Origin of the sequence: Pallidibacillus pasinlerensis (genome assembly GCF_009996845.1) — a bacterium.
In the GTDB taxonomy this organism is placed as follows: Bacteria; Bacillota; Bacilli; order Bacillales; family Caldibacillaceae; genus Pallidibacillus; species Pallidibacillus pasinlerensis.
In genome coordinates this window covers 38,770-55,655 of record NZ_JAACYS010000013.1, presented here as the reverse complement: position 1 = coordinate 55,655, position 16,886 = coordinate 38,770, and the positions used below count along the sequence as shown (strand labels likewise).

Sequence of the window (16,886 nt, the reverse complement as noted above, 5' to 3'; positions counted from 1 at the left end):
CGCTAGTTTGTACGAAGTAGTGTTTATATAAGCCAGCTATAAACAGATCTTGCGCTGGTTTCACTGAAGATGTGGCTATATAAGAGCTCTATAAACAGATCTTGCGTAGTTTCGTGTGAAGAAGTGTTTATATGAGAGCTCTGTAAACAGTTTTTTCGATGTTTTATCTAACTGCTCAGTAAATTCATCGAATATATCAATTGCCCATACATATAAAAGTCCACCTTGAAAGATAATTCAACCTTTTCACCCGTTCCTGAAACCCTTGGGGTATCCCACTCTTTAGATTAATAACCTTTTCTGATATTTTCCTTACTTTTAAACATATATCGAATTCCTTTACCTGCTAGTGGTTCATCTTCATATCTCGGGATCACGTGGAGATGGGCGTGAAAAATATGTTGACCACCAACTTCATCGCAATTCCAACCAAGATTATATCCTTGTGGCGTGTGTTCTTTATCTAAGTATTCTTTAACTTGTTGAAGAAGGCGATATGTTGCCTCCCATTCTTCCTGGGTTAAATCAAAAACTGTTTCCCTATGCTTTTTAGGAACAATGACTCCTGCACCTTCAAGTTGGCTACCTTTTATTTTGGCTTGATCTAATTGTAAAAATAGACAATGTTCATTCCTGAAAATCACTTTTTGATTTGGTTCTAAGTCAGTATTACAAAACACACAGTTTTCCATCAAAGTCACCTCAATCATATTTCAGTTTTAATTTTCAAGTAGTTCCCTCCGAAATTTTGCTCTCCAAAACCGACCGATTATTCATCATATGAAACGGATTCATCAATATTTTTCTTAATTTCTATTAAACACCCAATTATTATAAGTCTATAATAATTAATATATTTTAAACTTACATAACACAATATTATCACTATTTTCCAAAAACAATCCAGATTATAACACATTAAAACCTATAAAACACACAGATCCTGCTCAATTGAAGCACCTTTTACTCTAAGTTTGAATAATCACATTTGAATAAAGAGGAATAAAAAAACGAAGGACTTTGTCGTTAAAACAAAATCCTTCATTTATAGGTTAATTTTCCTTAATATTCTTTACAAATAATTGTTTGTTTTTATGAACGATGAAACTCACGATTGCAAGTAAAACACCCGAAATAATGAATACGACTCGAACGCCAAACAAGTCTGCTAGTACCCCCATAAACAGAGAGCCGATGCCAAAGATTCCCGTCCCAATCGCACCTAAGGAAGTATATACAGTTGCCAGCCGCTCCTTTGATACACTCGTCTGAATCACCGTTTGCTGTGGAATACTTTTTAATTGTTCAAAAAGTCCCACACCAAACGATAAAAGTAAGGCAACAATCGGTATACTGTTTAGACCAAATAATATTGTAATTAAGAAACTCGCAAAGGAACCAACAAACACAAAGGAAGCTAATTTCTTTTCAATAAATGAAGCGTATTTAATACAATATAAACTAGCTAAAATCAAGCCTAAAAAATAAGCACCATTTATAAAACCCCACCATTTTTCATCCACATTTATAGCCTCGCTGACAAACACATATACGATAGCGGCAATCCAGACTGTTCCTGCAATCGTTTCGAAAATATCTATCAAAGCAATTCTTTTCAAGACTGGAGTAGTAGATAATGTTTTCCAACCTTCTTTAATCTGTTCGAACTTCCCTTTTGAATCGACTGTTTTGTGGCTTACGTTTTCTAAAAAACTCAATAAAAAACTTGATAAAACAAATAGGCCGACAACGAGCCAAATTAATTGTTGTGAACTTAAAATAACTAAAAGCAAACTTCCAACAAACCACATTGATGCTTGAATGATTTGAGTAACGGTTTCCGCAATGCCATTTGCTTGTAGGAGATGTTCAGGTTTCACATAGTGGGGTATCAACGTTTGCCTTATTGGATTTGCACAACCGTCAAGAAAGGCAATTACTCCTATCATCATAAAAATAAAATAGTAGTTTGATACAGTTATTTCCATTAACATAAGGCCGAGGCCAACAAGCACGATTGTTTTTCCAATTTGCGACCCAGCCAATAACCACTTTAAATTTACTTTTCCGATTAAAAGTGGAGTTAATAGGCTAGAAACAAACATGGAAGAAGTAATCGTAAACGGAACAAAGGATGCAGCCGTTGCAGAACCCGTTAAAACAAAAATACTACTTATGACACTTACCATATATAATACATCGCCAATATTCGCGAGTGACTGGCCTGACAATAATAAAGCAAAGTTTCGATTCAATTTCATTTTTTATCCCCCCAATATTTCAATTAAAAATTGATTTAAGGGGGATATTAAATTGGACTATTCATGTAAACATACACTCCTTCAAATATCAGATAAATCTGGGGGGATCGATTTATCAAAATTTCTTTTCGAAATATATTTATATGAATTTTAACATAATTCAAAAAGAAAATTACAATAAATAAAATCTAAAATTTGATTCTTATCATTAATATAAATAATTAAAAGAAGCGAAAATCATTTAGATTTATCACCTCTGTTTATTTAGTTTTTTTAACATTGAAATGGTTTTTGGTTGAATACTTTACTTTTCAAAAAACCCCACTATCACGGGAAACTTTTCGTATTCCTTCTTCAAGTCTCTAAAAGTAATCACTTTTTTCCCTCTAATGACCTCCATATCAAGTGAATGTTCCGTGCAATTAATAGGACTCATTTTGTATGTTTTTATGTAATGCGTGATGGCTTCTTGTTCATTTTTCGCAAAAATGTAAACGAATCTGCCCTCATGCATTTGTAAAGAATAAATTCCGATTCGATTCAGTCCTAATACATTTTCTTTCACTAACTTCGCTACTTTTTCATTATCCACTTGTTTCAAATTTAACTTTTCAATCGGATCATCAAATTTAATTTTTTTCTCCAACAACAGATGGTAAATACAATACACTAACGCAGTCGTTTCATATTTTAACGCATCAAGATAAAGTTCTTTAATTGTCATAAACCTCACCTCTATATTATTTTCGCTTTTTGGACAGTGGTTTCTACCGGGGGTACATCTTCAATTTTTCCCGTGTAAATATTGTATTTAACAGAAATTGCGCCGACAGGACCGTTGCGATTTTTTGCAACAATGATCTCTAAAGAATCATTCATGGAAGCCCGATTGTAATATTGCTCCCGATAGAGAAATAAAATGACATCCGCATCTTGTTCAATGCTTCCCGATTCCCGAATATCCGACATCATCGGGCGTTTATCCGCCCGACTTTCCACACTTCGGTTTAATTGGGCTAAACAAACAACAGGGATATCAAATTCCTTCGCCATCATTTTCATGTTTTTCGAAATTTCCGTTACTTGCATGTGCGAGTTACCGCCGAAGGAATCATTTGAATGAATTAAGGTTAAATAATCGATAAACACGATTGGTTTTTTATCTGGATATTGATGCATCATTTTACGGATTTTTGCTCGCATTTCTGGAATCGTTTGACCACTTTTATCATAGATATGAATATTCGTTTTGCTTAGTCTGCCTAATGTTTCTGCCCATTTTGCCTTTTGTTTTTCCGTAAGAAGCAGTTTTGGGTTACGTAATTTCGAACGGTTAAAACCACCTGTTGATGCAATAAGACGTTTCGTTATTAATTTTTCTGGCATTTCTAGTGAAAAGATGATCGGTAAAAACCCTAACCAGCCAGCAGTCTTCGCCAAATGAAGCATTACATCAGTTTTCCCCATAGACGGTCTGGCTGCTATAATCGTCACTTCGCCGTTTTGGAAACCACCTGTTAACACATCTAAATGACGTATCCCTGTTGAGACACTGTTCATCGGTTCAGGGTCTTTCCAAGGTGCCTCATACACTTCCATTAAGGCATCCGAAATTGAGACATAATCATCGAGTTTCACTTCGCTAATTGCGTTCAATTTTTCAATGACTTTATGAATCTCCCAATCATTTGCAGCCGCAATTTGTAAAATATTTCGCTTCTCCCGTTCTTTCCAGTCTTCGAGAATTAAATCTTCTATTTCCTCAAATTTCTCAACTTCAGCGAAAGATTCCAGTTCGTTTAAATACGAGATTCCACCAATCATTTTTAGTTCAGGAATCGTTGTTAACATAATTAAATCAATCGGTTTTCCAGCTTCGTTTAGATCCATCATCCGCTTCATAATGATTTGGTGATGGGTTTCTTGTAAATATTCTGGACGAATAACAGTGCTTTGAATTAAATAGCCTGCTTTTATTAAGCAACCAAGAAAACTTTTTTCTACAAACATCATTCTTCCTCACCTGCCGAAAAATCCAATCCTGCAAATTGTGGGATGTCTCGCCCTTGTTTTTCAAATTTTTGCTTTCTTCTTTTCGCCATTTTTTCTTCAAAATGCAATCGAGCTGCATGAACATCGCTTACAGATTGATACCCTTTATCCGCCCATTGTCGTAAAATGGCTTCTACATATTTCCAATGTTTACAACCGAATTCAACCGCAAGTTTCATCGCTTCAACAACAAGTTCAGAAGAAAGATTATCACACCAAGCCATTATTTTTTCGCTTAAATAACCACCTATTGTGCCAAATCCATTTTCTTCAAAAAATGTAAATGGATTTATTGCGCGCGCGCTTTCATCATCATCTATCATCTTTTCTGGGGTAGTCTCTGTCGTAGTCTTTGGTATTGTTCTGTGACCAGTGTCATGTCGAGCTGGTTCTGGAATATTATCCGACTGTGTTTCAAGTTCTGTCGAGTTATTATCGTGAGCATTGTCCAACTGGAATTGATGTCCATTCGAGTTGGTTTCTAGTGATGGTCGAGTTTGTTTAACCGCTAGTTCGTCCTTTTTTTCGTTTTTTGGACAAGCATCATTTTTACACGGATCAACTAATAAATTTTGATTGTTTGATTCTTTACTTAACTGTTCTACCGCTTCGTAATTAATTCGGTACCATTTCGTTTTATCTAGTTTTAATCGATTATAATTTCCAGTAATGATTAAATTGCGTTTCTCTAATTCTCTTACAACACGCCGAATTTGGTTTACCGTAAAAAACGGCATCTGATCATGCCAACCTTGATATGTGTTATACACCCACTTATGTCCGTCATAAACATTGTCACTATCCTTTAACCAGTAATGAAGTTGTTGAAGAAAAATCGCCTCATGAACACCAACCTTTTCTGCTAATGTAATTGATACTGGAATCGTAAAATCATTCACTACTAACTTACTCATTCCTAACCCCTCCATCTGATTTAAAAATCCTTTCATCTGTGTTATGAAGTATTTTTAGGAAAAGGGTTAATCTTTTTCAAAAAATTTGGTACAGGGGAATTTGGTACAGGGGTTTGGTACAGGGGGACGGGTTCGGTGTACCACTTTAATGGACATTGTAAAGCACAGGATCTGAATTCGTAATTGATGGCGGTTTGGTTGCGCAATAATTTTTCTTGTTGATTGATCTGTGTGACATAGGATGTAAGTAACTGGAAAAGTTGCTATAAAAATATAAAATTAATTCAATCATTCTATAGCGAAAATTATTCGAATTTATAGAATATTAGTGTTATATCAACAGTGAAAGCGCTTTAATTTTATAATAGGAAGATTAGATAGGAAGGTGGCAATTATTACAGGGGGCAGCAGGTGGTCAAGGAGCAGCTGAGGCAAGACTTTTCGCAAAAGAAGGGGCAAAAGTTGTTGCAACTGACTTTAATTATGAATTACTAGAACAGACTATAAAATCAATTAACGACGAAATTGGTTCAGAAGGCGTACTCGGGTTAAAACATAATGTCGCTTCTGAAGAAGATTGGGAAACCGTTGTTTCAGAGACAGTAAACCGCTTCGGAAAAGTAGATATTTTAATTAACAATGCAGGAATTCTAGGTAGTTTAAGTACTGATATTACTGGGTATTCCCGTGAAGATTTTGAAAAGGTAATGGAAGTTAATACAACAGGAAAATTTTTAGGAATCCGTGCTGCCGTTCCTGAAATGAAGAAAAATGGCGGCAGTTCTATCGTAATACTACCATTTGAACATGATTTTAAGAAACACTTCATACCAATTAATCAATTACATAATTAGTTGTTTTCCAAACGTTGTTTCATCATCAATAATCCTTAACATTACTTGCGCAACATCTGTACGCCTCGTGAATGATAGACCAGATCTTTTATAACCAGTTGCTGCGTCCATTACAAGTGGATTTCTCGTTTTTGCACCGTTTGATAAAGGGCCTGGATGGATTGTAGTCCAATTGAGGCCGGAATTTTTTAATTGTGATTCCCCCGCTAAATGATCTTTAAAATTTCCCTTTAAAAAAGCTTTAACGGCTAAACGATATGGATATCTTGTATTTTTGTATGTTTCTCCTACACCTAATGCTGATAAATTTATTAATCGTTTCACCCCTGCATCGTTCATTGCTTGTATGACCGTTGGAATAGCGAATTCAAACAATTTATCATTAAGATTTGTAATTGAATTTCCAATTGCCATTAAAACAGCATCAACACCTTGTAAGGCAAACGCCAACCTCTCTGGATGATCTAATTGTCCACCAACTACATGTAAATTTTTCCGCTTAGGTACCGCTTCCGGTCTTCTTACATACGCAATAACTTCATAACCTTTTGCCAAAGCCTGGTCAACAATCTCTTTCCCCGTTCTCCCCGTTGCGCCTATTACTAATATTTTCATAGTCTTATACTCCTTTAATGAAGATCTATCATTATCCTGCATAATTTCAGGGTTAGGTAGGTTTAGCATTTTTGGTAACATTTACCTTCTCCCTTTCGTAATACGAAAAAGAGCTGTCAAAACAGCTCATAGCTTTTACCATATAAGTCATGATATTTCCTATTTATTTACTGATATTTTTTAGCGACCAAAAATTCTACAAAAGGTAATATTACCATCGCTAATCCTAATATCCCTAACAAGAAGACGTTGATTGATCCGTTTATTAATTTGTCAGCAGCCACTGCCACTAGAATAAAGAATAATAGAATAAAATAACTGATTTTCGAGCTTATTTCCGTTATTCTTTGTCCAAGCTCTTCTTCTTGTAATATTCCGTCTTTTTCTTCCTTAATTCCCCATGTAATTGTAGAAAAAAACACCATCAATAACGTCCCAATTACTATAACTTCATTAAATCCAACTTCTTTTCCAGCAATAATTTTAAAAATTGAAAAACCTATCACAATTACAGTAGCAGCCCCAATTATAATTGCACCTAATTTTCGGGTCCTCATTTTAGTTCTCCTCTCCATTCAAAAATAAATTATCAACTGTAACACCTAAAGTCTTCGCTAGTTTAAAAGCTAATTGTAAACTTGGGTCATATTTATTATTTTCAATCGCATTAATGGTTTGCCTGCTTACATTACATAAATCAGCTAACTTCCCCTGGGAAAGCCCCTTCTTTTCTCGAAATTCTTTTATTCTATTTTGCATTTGAACAACACCTTCAAACTAAAATGATGTAAAACATATTTTACACCATCATTATAAAATAAAAGCAAACAGATTGTCAAACATCTTTTACACCCTATTCACCTTAAAATAATCTATTGTGTATACAAATAAATTTTTTTATGAAATTCCATCACACGATAATCCGAATACCCAATTTTTCTTGCCAACTAGTCCCCTATCATTTTTTAAGTTATTCTCTTGTTTCCGTAAAATAAGCCAAGGAGAAAATTATTCCTTGGCCATTTACGTCTACTCTTTTACTTTTAATAATCGTAAACTATTTAATGTTACAAGTAATGTTGCTCCCATATCTGCAAATATGGCAATCCAAAGCGTTAACCAACTAGGAATTACTAACAATAATGCTATAGCTTTGATTGCTAACGAGAAGGTAATATTTTGTTTGATAATAGCTAAAGATTTCCGACTCAATTTGACAGTATATGGCAATTTACCTAAATCATCAGACATTAAGGCAACATCCGCCGTTTCTAGAGCCGTATCTGTTCCAGCTCCACCCATGGCAACACCAACAGAAGAAGCTGCAAGGGCCGGCGCATCATTTACACCATCTCCAATCATAGCCACACCTTTATACTTTTCACGGAGGACTTTGATGAAATGAAGTTTGTCTTCTGGAAGTAAGTCCGCTTCAATGTAAGAAACTCCAATTTGTTTTCCAATTGCTATAGCTGACATTTCGTTATCCCCTGTAAGCATGACTGTTTCAATTCCCAATTTGTTTAATTTCTCTATAACTTCTTTCGATGACTCCCTTACTTCATCGGCAACGGCGATTAATGACAGGATTTCATCTTCTGTTCCTAACATCATTACCGTTTTTCCTTTTATTTGCAGTTGCGTAATCTTCGCTTTGATGGATGGATCTATTTTTCCGTGCAGTTCTTCAAACAAGTTTGGACTGCCAACATAATACAAAACATTGTTTACTATTCCTTTAACACCTTTACCTGTTATCGACTGAAACTCTTCAACTCGTAAACTTTGATAATCTAATTCTTTTTCTTCTGCTTTTCTCATTATTGCAGAAGCGAGTGGATGATGGGAATTTTTTTCAATCGCTGCCATGGTAGTAAGCCATTCGTTTTCATTCCCTTTCAACGTAACAACATCCGTCACAGAAGGGTATCCCTTCGTTAACGTTCCTGTTTTATCAAAGGCCATGACTTTAACATTTCCTACTTCTTCTAAATGAATTCCACCTTTTATTAATACACCATTCTTTGCCGCATTCCCAATTGCCGTAACGACTGCAACAGGTGTTGAAACAACCAGAGCACAAGGACATCCCACAACTAAAACAGCTAAGCCTTGATAAATCCATTCACTCCAATCCCCACCTAATAACGGAGGAATAACAGCGATGAATAATGCTAGAATCATAATGGCTGGTGTATAGTATTTCGCAAATTTATCGACAAACGCTTGAGAAGGTGCCCGTTCTGCCTGAGCTTCTTCTACTAAATAAATAATCTTTGATAGAGTCGTATCTTCCACTCGTTTTGTTACTTTTACTTCAAGTAAACCTTCTTCGTTTAAAGTCCCTGCATAAACTTCATCATTCATCGTTTTCGTAACAGGAACACTTTCCCCAGTAATTGCCGCCTGATTTATTGTCGAAGTTCCATTAATGACTACACCATCCATCGCTAATTTTTGACCAGGTTTTACGATCATAATATCTCCGACTTGAATATCGTCAACGTGAATCATCATTTCTTCATTTCCACGACGAATGAGTGCTTCTTTTGGAGCAAGATCCATTAACGATTCTATCGATTGTCGAGCCGTATCCATTGAATAACGTTCTAATGCTTCAGTAATGGCAAAAAGAATAACGACGGTTGCTCCTTCACCCCATTCACCAATCATAGCAGCCCCTAAAACCGCAATGGTCATAAGTGTCTTCATATCGAAATTTAATTTACTTAAATTTTTAAAGCCCGCTATAAAGAGTGAATAACCACCAATTACGATAGAAGATGCGTAACCAATGGTGGGAATAATATGTCCTTCGCCAAAACGCATGCTTAAAAACCAACTAATAATAAGTAATATTGCGGAAATATATACCTTTATATTCTGTTTTTGTTTCCAGAATGGTACACGTTGAATCCTTTGTTCTTTTTCATCGCGAATCTTTAAATTATCAAACGCTCCAGCCCTTTCTAAATCCTCAATCGTCGTATCACCTTTGACATAAATCTTAGATGCGCCAAAGTTTACCTTTGCATCTTCAACACCTGGTAATGATTTAACATTCTTTTCAAAAGTGGCTGCACAATTTGTACAAGAAAGTCCCTGAACACGAAATACTTTCAAATCTTGTTCAGCTATTTTGTTTTGTTGTTCAAGCATTCTTTTTCACTTCTTTCTTATGTGCTAGTGCAATAATAAGTAACTGTTTAATATCATCTTCTTCTAACGAATAAAAAGCGAGTTTACCTTCTTTTCGATAAGTAACGATCCCTTGCTTATAAAGAGTTCGAAGGTGGTGGGAAGCTGATGCAACAGAAGTACCAATGATATTCGCGACATCACACACGCATAACTCATCATCTTGGCATAGTGCATACGTAATCTTTGCTCTGTTATCATCTGCAAGTGCTTTAAAAAGTCGGGCTACACTCAACAGATCTTCCTGTTGCAATTCCTTTTGTATGCGATTGACTTTCGCTTCATCATAACAATAAATTTCACAAGTATCATTTTTACTCATCAATTTCACCTTCTATCATTCAAATATATGTTTGAATATATTATAAATCTTTTTCGTCTACATTCAAATAATCGTTTGAATGAAAAAGAATTGAAGCCTTCCACCCAATTTCAGATTACTATTCAAATAGAAAAGCGATCCTTCTTTTTTTGAAGCATCGCCACCATTTTCTAATTAGAATTTGTTGTTTTTGGATTTTCCTACCTAAAATAATGTTGTCATACTACTCATTTAATTGCTATTGCTAAATTTAGCAGCAATCGGTTCTATGAAAATAGCTAAAGTAAAAACTAACAAGGCAAACATAATATAAATATAGAAAGGTAATTCAGCATTGAATATCGTATAAAACCAAACTACAAATAATGCCATTGTGATTAATCTTATAATGATCAATAAAACATAAGATGCAGTCGTAATCTTATAAGCTTCACCACAATTTGAACATTCAATTTTTGGGCGAAAAAGTAAATTGCTCGTTGATTTGGATATTTCTTTCCTACTAAATTGTTTGTTACACTTCTGCTAAATTGTTTGTTACACTTCTGGCAATGTTGAAAGTTCATATATATTCTCCCCATGAGTCGAATAGTCAAGATGCATCCAACAAATCTATAAGATAAAAAATTAATTTATAAAACGAAAAAAGGAATTCTATCTAGATATTAATCTAAGATAGAATTCCTTTCAATTCTTTAGCGTCCCAGGAGAGATTCGAACTCCCGACCGACGGCTTAGCTTACCACTATGACTTTCGTCACCAACAAACGGTTGTTTGTGGTCTGGACTATATCTTCACCATTTCAGGTGCGACACGTATAGTCTCTACGGAACCTCACGATAACCAATCGCAACATTGCGTTTGATTATACCTTGAAGTCTCTACCCTCTAAACTATGTTTAGATCCTTCGAGTCTTCTCGGTCTCTATTAAGAGATCGTAAGTTTCCTCGGTGTTGCCATCAGCATTACCTGTTAAGGGTTCACCGATATAGTGTCGTCCACTTTATAGGTTTTGTTTCCCTATAAAGGCTCCTATTACTTGAAGGCCGTTGCTCTATCCAGCTGAGCTACTGGGACATAGTATTAATTTGATTACTTCTTTTTAGTGTATTTCTTTTCGTCGCCCCAATCTCAGAAAGTTTATTCAAGATGTGGCTCGATTGGTGCGCTGTAGCTCTTTCATGGATGCTTACTCATTCGTGCTCTATCCAGCTGAGCTACTGGGACAAAGTATTATAGTATTAAAATTGATTACTTCTTTTAAGTGTGTTTCTTTTCGTCGCCCCAATCTCAGAAAGTTTATTCAAGATGTGGCTCGATTGGTGCGCTTGTAGCTCTTTCATGGATGCTTACTCATTCGTGCTCTATCCAGCTGAGCTACTGGGACATAGTATTATATTATTATTATTATTATTATTATTGATTACTTCTTTTAATTGTGTTTCTTTTTGTCGCCCCAATCTCAGAAAACTTATTCAAGATGCGGCTCGATTGGTGCGCTTGTAGCTCTTCCATGGATGCTTACTCATTCGTGCTCTATCCAGCTGAGCTACTGGGACATAATATTAATTTATTTTTATTAATTTGTTTGTCTCGGTGTTTTTTTCTTTTATCACCTGACGACAAAATTAATTATATATCCATTCGGATTTTAAGTCAACACTTTTTAAAAACTTTTTTATTTTTTTGGAGAAAGAGGTCAAAACCTCTTCTGCTCCAATATTATCAATGTTATTTAAAATGTTTCCGTAAATAACGTATCTTTTCCATATTCATAAACTTGAACGGTTTTTTGTTCATTTTTAATTTCAAGAATCACATACGTTTTTTCTTTACGTAATACTGGTATACGAATACTTCCAGGATTAATAAATAAAATATCGTCTACCATTTCACATCCTACCACATGACTATGTCCAAAGCAAACGATATTTGCATTTTCTTCCAGTGCTTTATACCGAAGTGAGGTCAGACTGGATTTAACATTATACAAATGACCGTGAGTAACTAATAATTTATGACCTGCCACGTTTAAAGCCAATTGATTTGGAAAATCTGCACCAAAATCACAGTTTCCTTTTACGACTTGGAAACCGTCCAATGCCGGATGATCGGCACTCAACTCTGAATCGCCACAATGAATATAATAATCCATATCCCCATGGCGTTTCTTTAGCTCAATCAGCTCCTCAGTTAAACCATGACTATCACTGCAAATTAAGATTTTCATAAACTTAATTCACCCGTTTCAATTGCATGTTTCACCCATTCATTCAATTTTTCTAGCGCTCTACCACGGTGACTAATTTTATTTTTCTCATCAGAACTCATTTCCGCAGTTGTTTTTCCGTATTCTGGTACATAAAAGATTGGATCATAACCGAAGCCATTTTCACCGCGTTTTTCATCGATTATATAGCCCTCAACTTTTCCCTCAACAATAACCGGTTCTTTTCCAGGAATTACAAGAGCTAATGTACAATGGAAATGTGCTGTTCGTTCTTCATATGGTACACCTTTTAATTCTTGTAAAACTTTTTGTAAATTCGCTTCATCATCTTTAGCCTCGCCAGCATAACGTGCAGAATACACCCCAGGTTTTCCATCTAAGGCATCTACACATAGACCAGAGTCATCAGCAATCACAATTTTATTAAAATACTCAGAAATTCCCTTCGCTTTTAAAACGGCATTTTCCGCAAACGTTTCACCTGTTTCTTCAATATCCGGTGCATCTGGAAAATCAAGCAAAGTTTTAACTGTAAAACCTAATGGTTGGAACATTTCTGCGAATTCTTTCGTTTTTCCTTTATTTTTCGTTGCAACAATAATTTCTTTCATTTAAAGTCCCTCTTTTTTAGTAGAATATGTTAGCTCTTATTTTAAAGCATTTTTTTACCAAAAGAAAGAAGAGGTGGTATTCATTCCCCCTCTTACTCAATTTATTATAGCAAAATTGTTTTAAAAACTACCAGTATTCACATGTTTTGGCCGTGTTACAGGCTCTGCGATTGATTCACCATCCCAATTCACAAGATCGGTTTCTCCATTTACTTGAATAGACACAGCTTCAATACCTTCTTGTTCCGTTAACGATAGGACCAGTGACTCTAACACTTGTTTTGTGACGAGTTTTTGCTCATAACTACCGTAAATATTTTCATTAAAATTAAGTGTAACAACGCCATCTTCTATCATCGGCTCTTCCACTAATGCCACATCCGGCATAAACAATGTGTAAAGTTCAGAAGTTAATTTTGGTCCTTTAATCAATTCATCGACAATCATAACGATAGGATTTTTGTTCTCGTTTTTCACCCGTTTTGTTACTGGTACGTAATAACTATTATCATTTGCTTGTGCTAAATAGTAGACCGTAATTGATTCGGTATTTGTAATATCTGCAACAGATGAAGTATCAATGTTAATACCAATATTTCTTGTTAATTCCCCATTGATTGGTGTGCCATTTACCGGCATTTCAGTTAGCGGATTACCGTTTAATTGTAGTTTTACACGATCAACTGTATCGAATTGCGTTAACGTATATGTAATTGCTTGTAAGATTTTCAATTCATCTTCTGGCGCATAATCTGCAAATTCCTTTGAAAAATCAACAGTCGCTACTCCATCTTGTATATCGACGCTAACTTGTGTGTCGGCAGGGAGAACGGCACGGAAATCACTCGGTAACTTTTCTTCGATTGGACCACCAATTACTAAATGTTCAAGCGCTTGTTTAGCAAGACTCTCTGTATTTGGTAAAGCAAAGGTTTGTGGAACTACATATCCATTTTTGTCTATTAAATAAAGTTCTGTCTGAACGGTTCCAGCTTCTGCATCTTCCCCATCTTCACCTTCTGATAAATCTAAATCATCTTCATAGCTGACATTTTCACGCGGTGGATCAATCTCTTCCTTTGCTTGCTGCGGGAACAACGAACAAGCTGCCAGGAATACAATTGAAAAAATCAGTATAAAACTGTACTTGAGCGCTTTAATCGTAGATTTCATAATATCCCCCCATGACTGTTTGTACTATGTATACGAGCCTTCTTCAAAAATAGACCAATCATAAAGAAAAAAATTGGACAAATATTTTTATATAGGGGTGGTACAGGGGGACGGGTCCGGTGTTTCAAATTATTTTTGCAAAATGGTACAAGGGGTCTGTCCCTGTGTTTCAATTCTTGCAAAATGGTACAAGGGGTCTGTCCCTGTGTTCCAATTCCCCGTGTAACAATTCCTAAATTGGCGCAAAAAAAGCTGCCCACTAAGGCAACTTGTATCAAATATATTCAATTTTTGATAGTTTTACCGTTTCTACTTCAAGTTCTTCCAGTTGTAACCATTGTTTCGCAATGGATTGGAAAATTGTTTTTGAGCCAGTTGTGAAAAATTTATATTCAGGGGCCTCGTGTTTATTTTTATTTAACATATGGCTATGATCCAAAATAGCACTTGCTTCCCGCGCCGTTTCTTCACCTGAACTAATTACTTTTACTTTATGATTAAAATAACTCTCGATTACCGGTTGTAAGATTGGATAATGCGTACAGCCTAATATTAATGTATCGATATTTTTCGTTTGCAGTGGATAAAGGGATTTGGCAACAATTTTCTCAGCTAAATCTCCATGAATAACCCCACTTTCAACTAAAGGGACTAGTTTAGGACAAGCTAATCCATACACATTTACTTCGTCATTAATCATTTTCAATGCATTTTCATATGCTTTACTGCGAATCGTCATTTCCGTACCAATGACCCCAATCTTATATTTATCTGACACTGTAATCGCAGCCCTCGCACCAGGATTAATAACGCCAAGTACTGGAATGGATAGACTTTCTCGAATTTCTTCCAGCGCGACCGCCGTAGCCGTATTACACGCAATAATTAACATTTTAATATTAAACTTTTCTAAGTAATGGGCCATTTCCCACGTAAATTGTTTAATCTCTTCACTCGTACGTGGTCCATATGGACACCGGGCTGTATCCCCCATATATATTATCGATTCATTAGGCAATTGACGCATCATTTCCTTTACAACGGTCAAACCACCTACTCCTGAATCTATGATGCCAATCGGATTTGATGCCAAACTTGCCTCAACCTTTCATTTATTTACTGATTTTTTGATTTTCATAATTTCATGCAATTTACTTAAGCTTGTTTGCAAATGATTAATTTCTTCATCTGTATAATCATGTAATATTTCACTTAAAAATAACTGTCTCTGTTTAATCACTTCATCGATAATGCGAATTCCTTCATCTAATAAATGAACACGGACAACTCGACGATCACGCTCATCACGTACCCTCTTAACAAGGTTATTCTTTTCCATCCGTGCAATTAAATCCGTCGTTGTACTGAAGGCTAAATACATTTTTTTCGATAACTCACCAATCATCATATCGCCTTCTTCAAGAAGCCATTGCAGCGCAACAAATTGCGGCGGTGTGATTGGATAATTGTTTAAAATTTCACGACCCTTTTGTTTTACCAATCCAGATACAAATCGTAAATCCTTTTCAATTGTTGCAACAATATCCATCTCAACTTCTTTTTTTATCTCATTACCCAATCTAAGCACCCCCGCAAAAATTTAACTCTACTAAAAATAATATACTTGCTATATTGTAAAAGTCTGAATTTATTTTTCATGTACTATCTCAAAAAAACAATATTTATTATATATTAAAAAAGAATTGATACCCATCAATAAGAATCTAACCCTATTTTCTAATTTTTCACGTGAAAATTCAAGCATATTCTTTTATAATGATAAAATGTGTTTCTGATTTTTATACGAGCGACTACGCTAAAATGCTATAACTTGTTTATTTTAATTATGAAGGACTAAACTATTAAAACTCCTACTCAATCTGTCTTTCATTTGACTCATGAAAGACGAAACTTGCTTAACAGTCGCGTAAAATGTCCTTCATTAAGGCTATGAAGAACAATTCTTATTAAAAATGAGACCAAAGAGTTGCTTTCATCAATGCCATGAAGGACATAACTTGTTAAAAATTCAAACAAACTGGCTTTCATCAGACCTATGAAGGACATTAATTATGAAAATTTTGTTCAAAATGTCTATCATCAACTTCATGAAGGACATTAATTACTAAAATTTCAAGCAAAGTGTCTTTCATCGGACCCATGAAGGACATTAATTACTAAAATTTCAAGCAAAGTGTCTTTCATCAACTTCATGAAGGACATTAATTACTAAAATTTCAAGCTAAATGTCTTTCATCGGACCCATGAAGGACATTACTCATTTAAAATTCAAGCTAAATGTCTTTTATTAAACTCATGAAAGCTAAAAATCCTAGCAAACTGTCTTTCACCAAATCTATGAAGGACAACACTCACAAAAAATTCCGATCACCTAAAAGGATAGCCGGTATGAGTTAAAGCTTTAACTCCCCAATAAGGAGAAGTTCTACCGCTGCTTACGACGCACAGTTTCTCCAAGCTTTTGCATGGCATTTGAAATATGATTTCGAACATTAAAAAACCGGCCACCTTTAAAGGATAGCCGGTATGAGTTAAAGCTTTAACTCCCCAATAAGGAGAAGTTCTACCGCTGCTTACGACGCACAGTTTCTCCAAGCTTTTGCATGGCACTTGAAATATGATTTCGAACATTA

At 35.3% G+C, this 16,886-nt stretch carries 16 protein-coding genes and 1 pseudogene; 1 reads left to right on the top strand and 16 read right to left on the bottom strand.

Annotated elements, in window-relative coordinates; genetic code table 11:
- Positions 1-287: 287 nt before the first annotated feature.
- The 5 genes from GW534_RS04710 to GW534_RS04690 form a co-directional block, all read right to left on the bottom strand.
- Positions 288-692, bottom strand: a complete 405-nt coding sequence (locus GW534_RS04710) for an HIT family protein (protein ID WP_161919905.1) — start codon at positions 690-692, stop codon at positions 288-290.
- Between the two features lie 360 nt (positions 693-1,052).
- Positions 1,053-2,261, bottom strand: a complete 1,209-nt coding sequence (locus tag GW534_RS04705; protein ID WP_161919904.1) for an MFS transporter — start codon at positions 2,259-2,261, stop codon at positions 1,053-1,055.
- 304 nt (positions 2,262-2,565) lie between these two features.
- Positions 2,566-2,985 carry a hypothetical protein gene (locus GW534_RS04700; RefSeq protein ID WP_161919903.1) on the bottom strand — a complete coding sequence of 140 codons (420 nt, stop codon included), beginning with the start codon at positions 2,983-2,985 and terminating at the stop codon, positions 2,566-2,568.
- An 11-nt stretch (positions 2,986-2,996) separates the two neighbouring features.
- Positions 2,997-4,271 carry a replicative DNA helicase gene (locus GW534_RS04695; RefSeq protein ID WP_246203925.1) on the bottom strand — a complete coding sequence of 425 codons (1,275 nt, stop codon included), beginning with the start codon at positions 4,269-4,271 and terminating at the stop codon, positions 2,997-2,999.
- Positions 4,271-5,227 carry a DnaD domain-containing protein gene (locus GW534_RS04690; protein WP_161919901.1) on the bottom strand — a complete coding sequence of 319 codons (957 nt, stop codon included), beginning with the start codon at positions 5,225-5,227 and terminating at the stop codon, positions 4,271-4,273. The genes GW534_RS04695 and GW534_RS04690 overlap by 1 nt, the downstream gene beginning before the upstream one ends.
- Before the next feature lie 377 nt (positions 5,228-5,604).
- Between GW534_RS04690 and GW534_RS16895 the strand changes: the two genes are divergently transcribed.
- The gene (locus GW534_RS16895) at positions 5,605-6,081 is read left to right on the top strand and encodes an SDR family NAD(P)-dependent oxidoreductase (RefSeq protein ID WP_161919909.1); all 477 of its coding nucleotides are present in this window, start codon (positions 5,605-5,607) and stop codon (positions 6,079-6,081) included.
- On the opposite strand, the gene GW534_RS04680 is transcribed toward GW534_RS16895, so the two are convergent.
- The 11 genes and pseudogenes from GW534_RS04680 to GW534_RS04630 form a co-directional block, all read right to left on the bottom strand.
- Complete coding sequence (locus GW534_RS04680) at positions 6,070-6,696, bottom strand: NAD(P)-dependent oxidoreductase (protein WP_161919900.1); 627 nt, start codon at positions 6,694-6,696, stop codon at positions 6,070-6,072. The two genes, GW534_RS16895 and GW534_RS04680, sit on opposite strands and share 12 nt — an antisense overlap.
- Before the next feature lie 167 nt (positions 6,697-6,863).
- On the bottom strand, positions 6,864-7,253 hold the full coding sequence (locus GW534_RS04675) for a hypothetical protein (protein ID WP_161919899.1): 390 nt from the start codon (positions 7,251-7,253) through the stop codon (positions 6,864-6,866).
- 1 nt (position 7,254) lies between these two features.
- The gene (locus GW534_RS04670; RefSeq protein WP_161919898.1) at positions 7,255-7,455 is read right to left on the bottom strand and encodes a helix-turn-helix transcriptional regulator; all 201 of its coding nucleotides are present in this window, start codon (positions 7,453-7,455) and stop codon (positions 7,255-7,257) included.
- Positions 7,456-7,725: 270 nt separating this feature from the next.
- Positions 7,726-9,855 carry a heavy metal translocating P-type ATPase gene (locus GW534_RS04665; protein WP_161919897.1) on the bottom strand — a complete coding sequence of 710 codons (2,130 nt, stop codon included), beginning with the start codon at positions 9,853-9,855 and terminating at the stop codon, positions 7,726-7,728.
- Entirely contained in the window at positions 9,848-10,216 is a 369-nt protein-coding gene (locus GW534_RS04660) for an ArsR/SmtB family transcription factor (RefSeq protein WP_161919896.1), read from the bottom strand. The genes GW534_RS04665 and GW534_RS04660 overlap by 8 nt, the downstream gene beginning before the upstream one ends.
- Before the next feature lie 231 nt (positions 10,217-10,447).
- Positions 10,448-10,729, bottom strand: a pseudogene (locus tag GW534_RS16890) (hypothetical protein); the annotation flags it as partial.
- A gap of 1,224 nt (positions 10,730-11,953) precedes the next feature.
- Complete coding sequence (locus tag GW534_RS04650) at positions 11,954-12,448, bottom strand: metallophosphoesterase family protein (RefSeq protein WP_161919895.1); 495 nt, start codon at positions 12,446-12,448, stop codon at positions 11,954-11,956.
- Positions 12,445-13,059 carry an XTP/dITP diphosphatase gene (locus GW534_RS04645; RefSeq protein ID WP_161919894.1) on the bottom strand — a complete coding sequence of 205 codons (615 nt, stop codon included), beginning with the start codon at positions 13,057-13,059 and terminating at the stop codon, positions 12,445-12,447. The genes GW534_RS04650 and GW534_RS04645 overlap by 4 nt, the downstream gene beginning before the upstream one ends.
- A gap of 120 nt (positions 13,060-13,179) precedes the next feature.
- Positions 13,180-14,232 (bottom strand): GerMN domain-containing protein, encoded by a 1,053-nt coding sequence (locus GW534_RS04640; RefSeq protein WP_161919893.1) that lies wholly within the window; start codon positions 14,230-14,232, stop codon positions 13,180-13,182.
- A gap of 274 nt (positions 14,233-14,506) precedes the next feature.
- Positions 14,507-15,325: a glutamate racemase gene (racE, locus tag GW534_RS04635; protein WP_161919892.1), complete on the bottom strand. Its 819-nt coding sequence runs from the start codon at positions 15,323-15,325 to the stop codon at positions 14,507-14,509.
- Between the two features lie 15 nt (positions 15,326-15,340).
- The gene (locus tag GW534_RS04630; RefSeq protein ID WP_161919907.1) at positions 15,341-15,781 is read right to left on the bottom strand and encodes a MarR family winged helix-turn-helix transcriptional regulator; all 441 of its coding nucleotides are present in this window, start codon (positions 15,779-15,781) and stop codon (positions 15,341-15,343) included.
- Between the last annotated feature and the right edge of the window lie 1,105 nt (positions 15,782-16,886).

Coding starts and splice junctions, on each gene's coding strand:
- GW534_RS04700 (WP_161919903.1), bottom strand. CDS start 2,985: ATGACAATTAAAGAACTTTATCTTGATGCGTTAAAATATGAAACGACT.
- GW534_RS04630 (WP_161919907.1), bottom strand. CDS start 15,781: ATGGATATTGTTGCAACAATTGAAAAGGATTTACGATTTGTATCTGGA.
- GW534_RS04705 (WP_161919904.1), bottom strand. CDS start 2,261: ATGAAATTGAATCGAAACTTTGCTTTATTATTGTCAGGCCAGTCACTC.
- GW534_RS04645 (WP_161919894.1), bottom strand. CDS start 13,059: ATGAAAGAAATTATTGTTGCAACGAAAAATAAAGGAAAAACGAAAGAA.
- GW534_RS04710 (WP_161919905.1), bottom strand. CDS start 692: ATGGAAAACTGTGTGTTTTGTAATACTGACTTAGAACCAAATCAAAAA.
- GW534_RS04695 (WP_246203925.1), bottom strand. CDS start 4,271: ATGTTTGTAGAAAAAAGTTTTCTTGGTTGCTTAATAAAAGCAGGCTAT.
- GW534_RS04680 (WP_161919900.1), bottom strand. CDS start 6,696: ATGAAAATATTAGTAATAGGCGCAACGGGGAGAACGGGGAAAGAGATT.
- GW534_RS04660 (WP_161919896.1), bottom strand. CDS start 10,216: ATGAGTAAAAATGATACTTGTGAAATTTATTGTTATGATGAAGCGAAA.
- GW534_RS04675 (WP_161919899.1), bottom strand. CDS start 7,253: ATGAGGACCCGAAAATTAGGTGCAATTATAATTGGGGCTGCTACTGTA.
- GW534_RS04640 (WP_161919893.1), bottom strand. CDS start 14,232: ATGAAATCTACGATTAAAGCGCTCAAGTACAGTTTTATACTGATTTTT.
- GW534_RS04670 (WP_161919898.1), bottom strand. CDS start 7,455: ATGCAAAATAGAATAAAAGAATTTCGAGAAAAGAAGGGGCTTTCCCAG.
- GW534_RS04650 (WP_161919895.1), bottom strand. CDS start 12,448: ATGAAAATCTTAATTTGCAGTGATAGTCATGGTTTAACTGAGGAGCTG.
- GW534_RS04690 (WP_161919901.1), bottom strand. CDS start 5,227: ATGAGTAAGTTAGTAGTGAATGATTTTACGATTCCAGTATCAATTACA.
- GW534_RS04665 (WP_161919897.1), bottom strand. CDS start 9,855: ATGCTTGAACAACAAAACAAAATAGCTGAACAAGATTTGAAAGTATTT.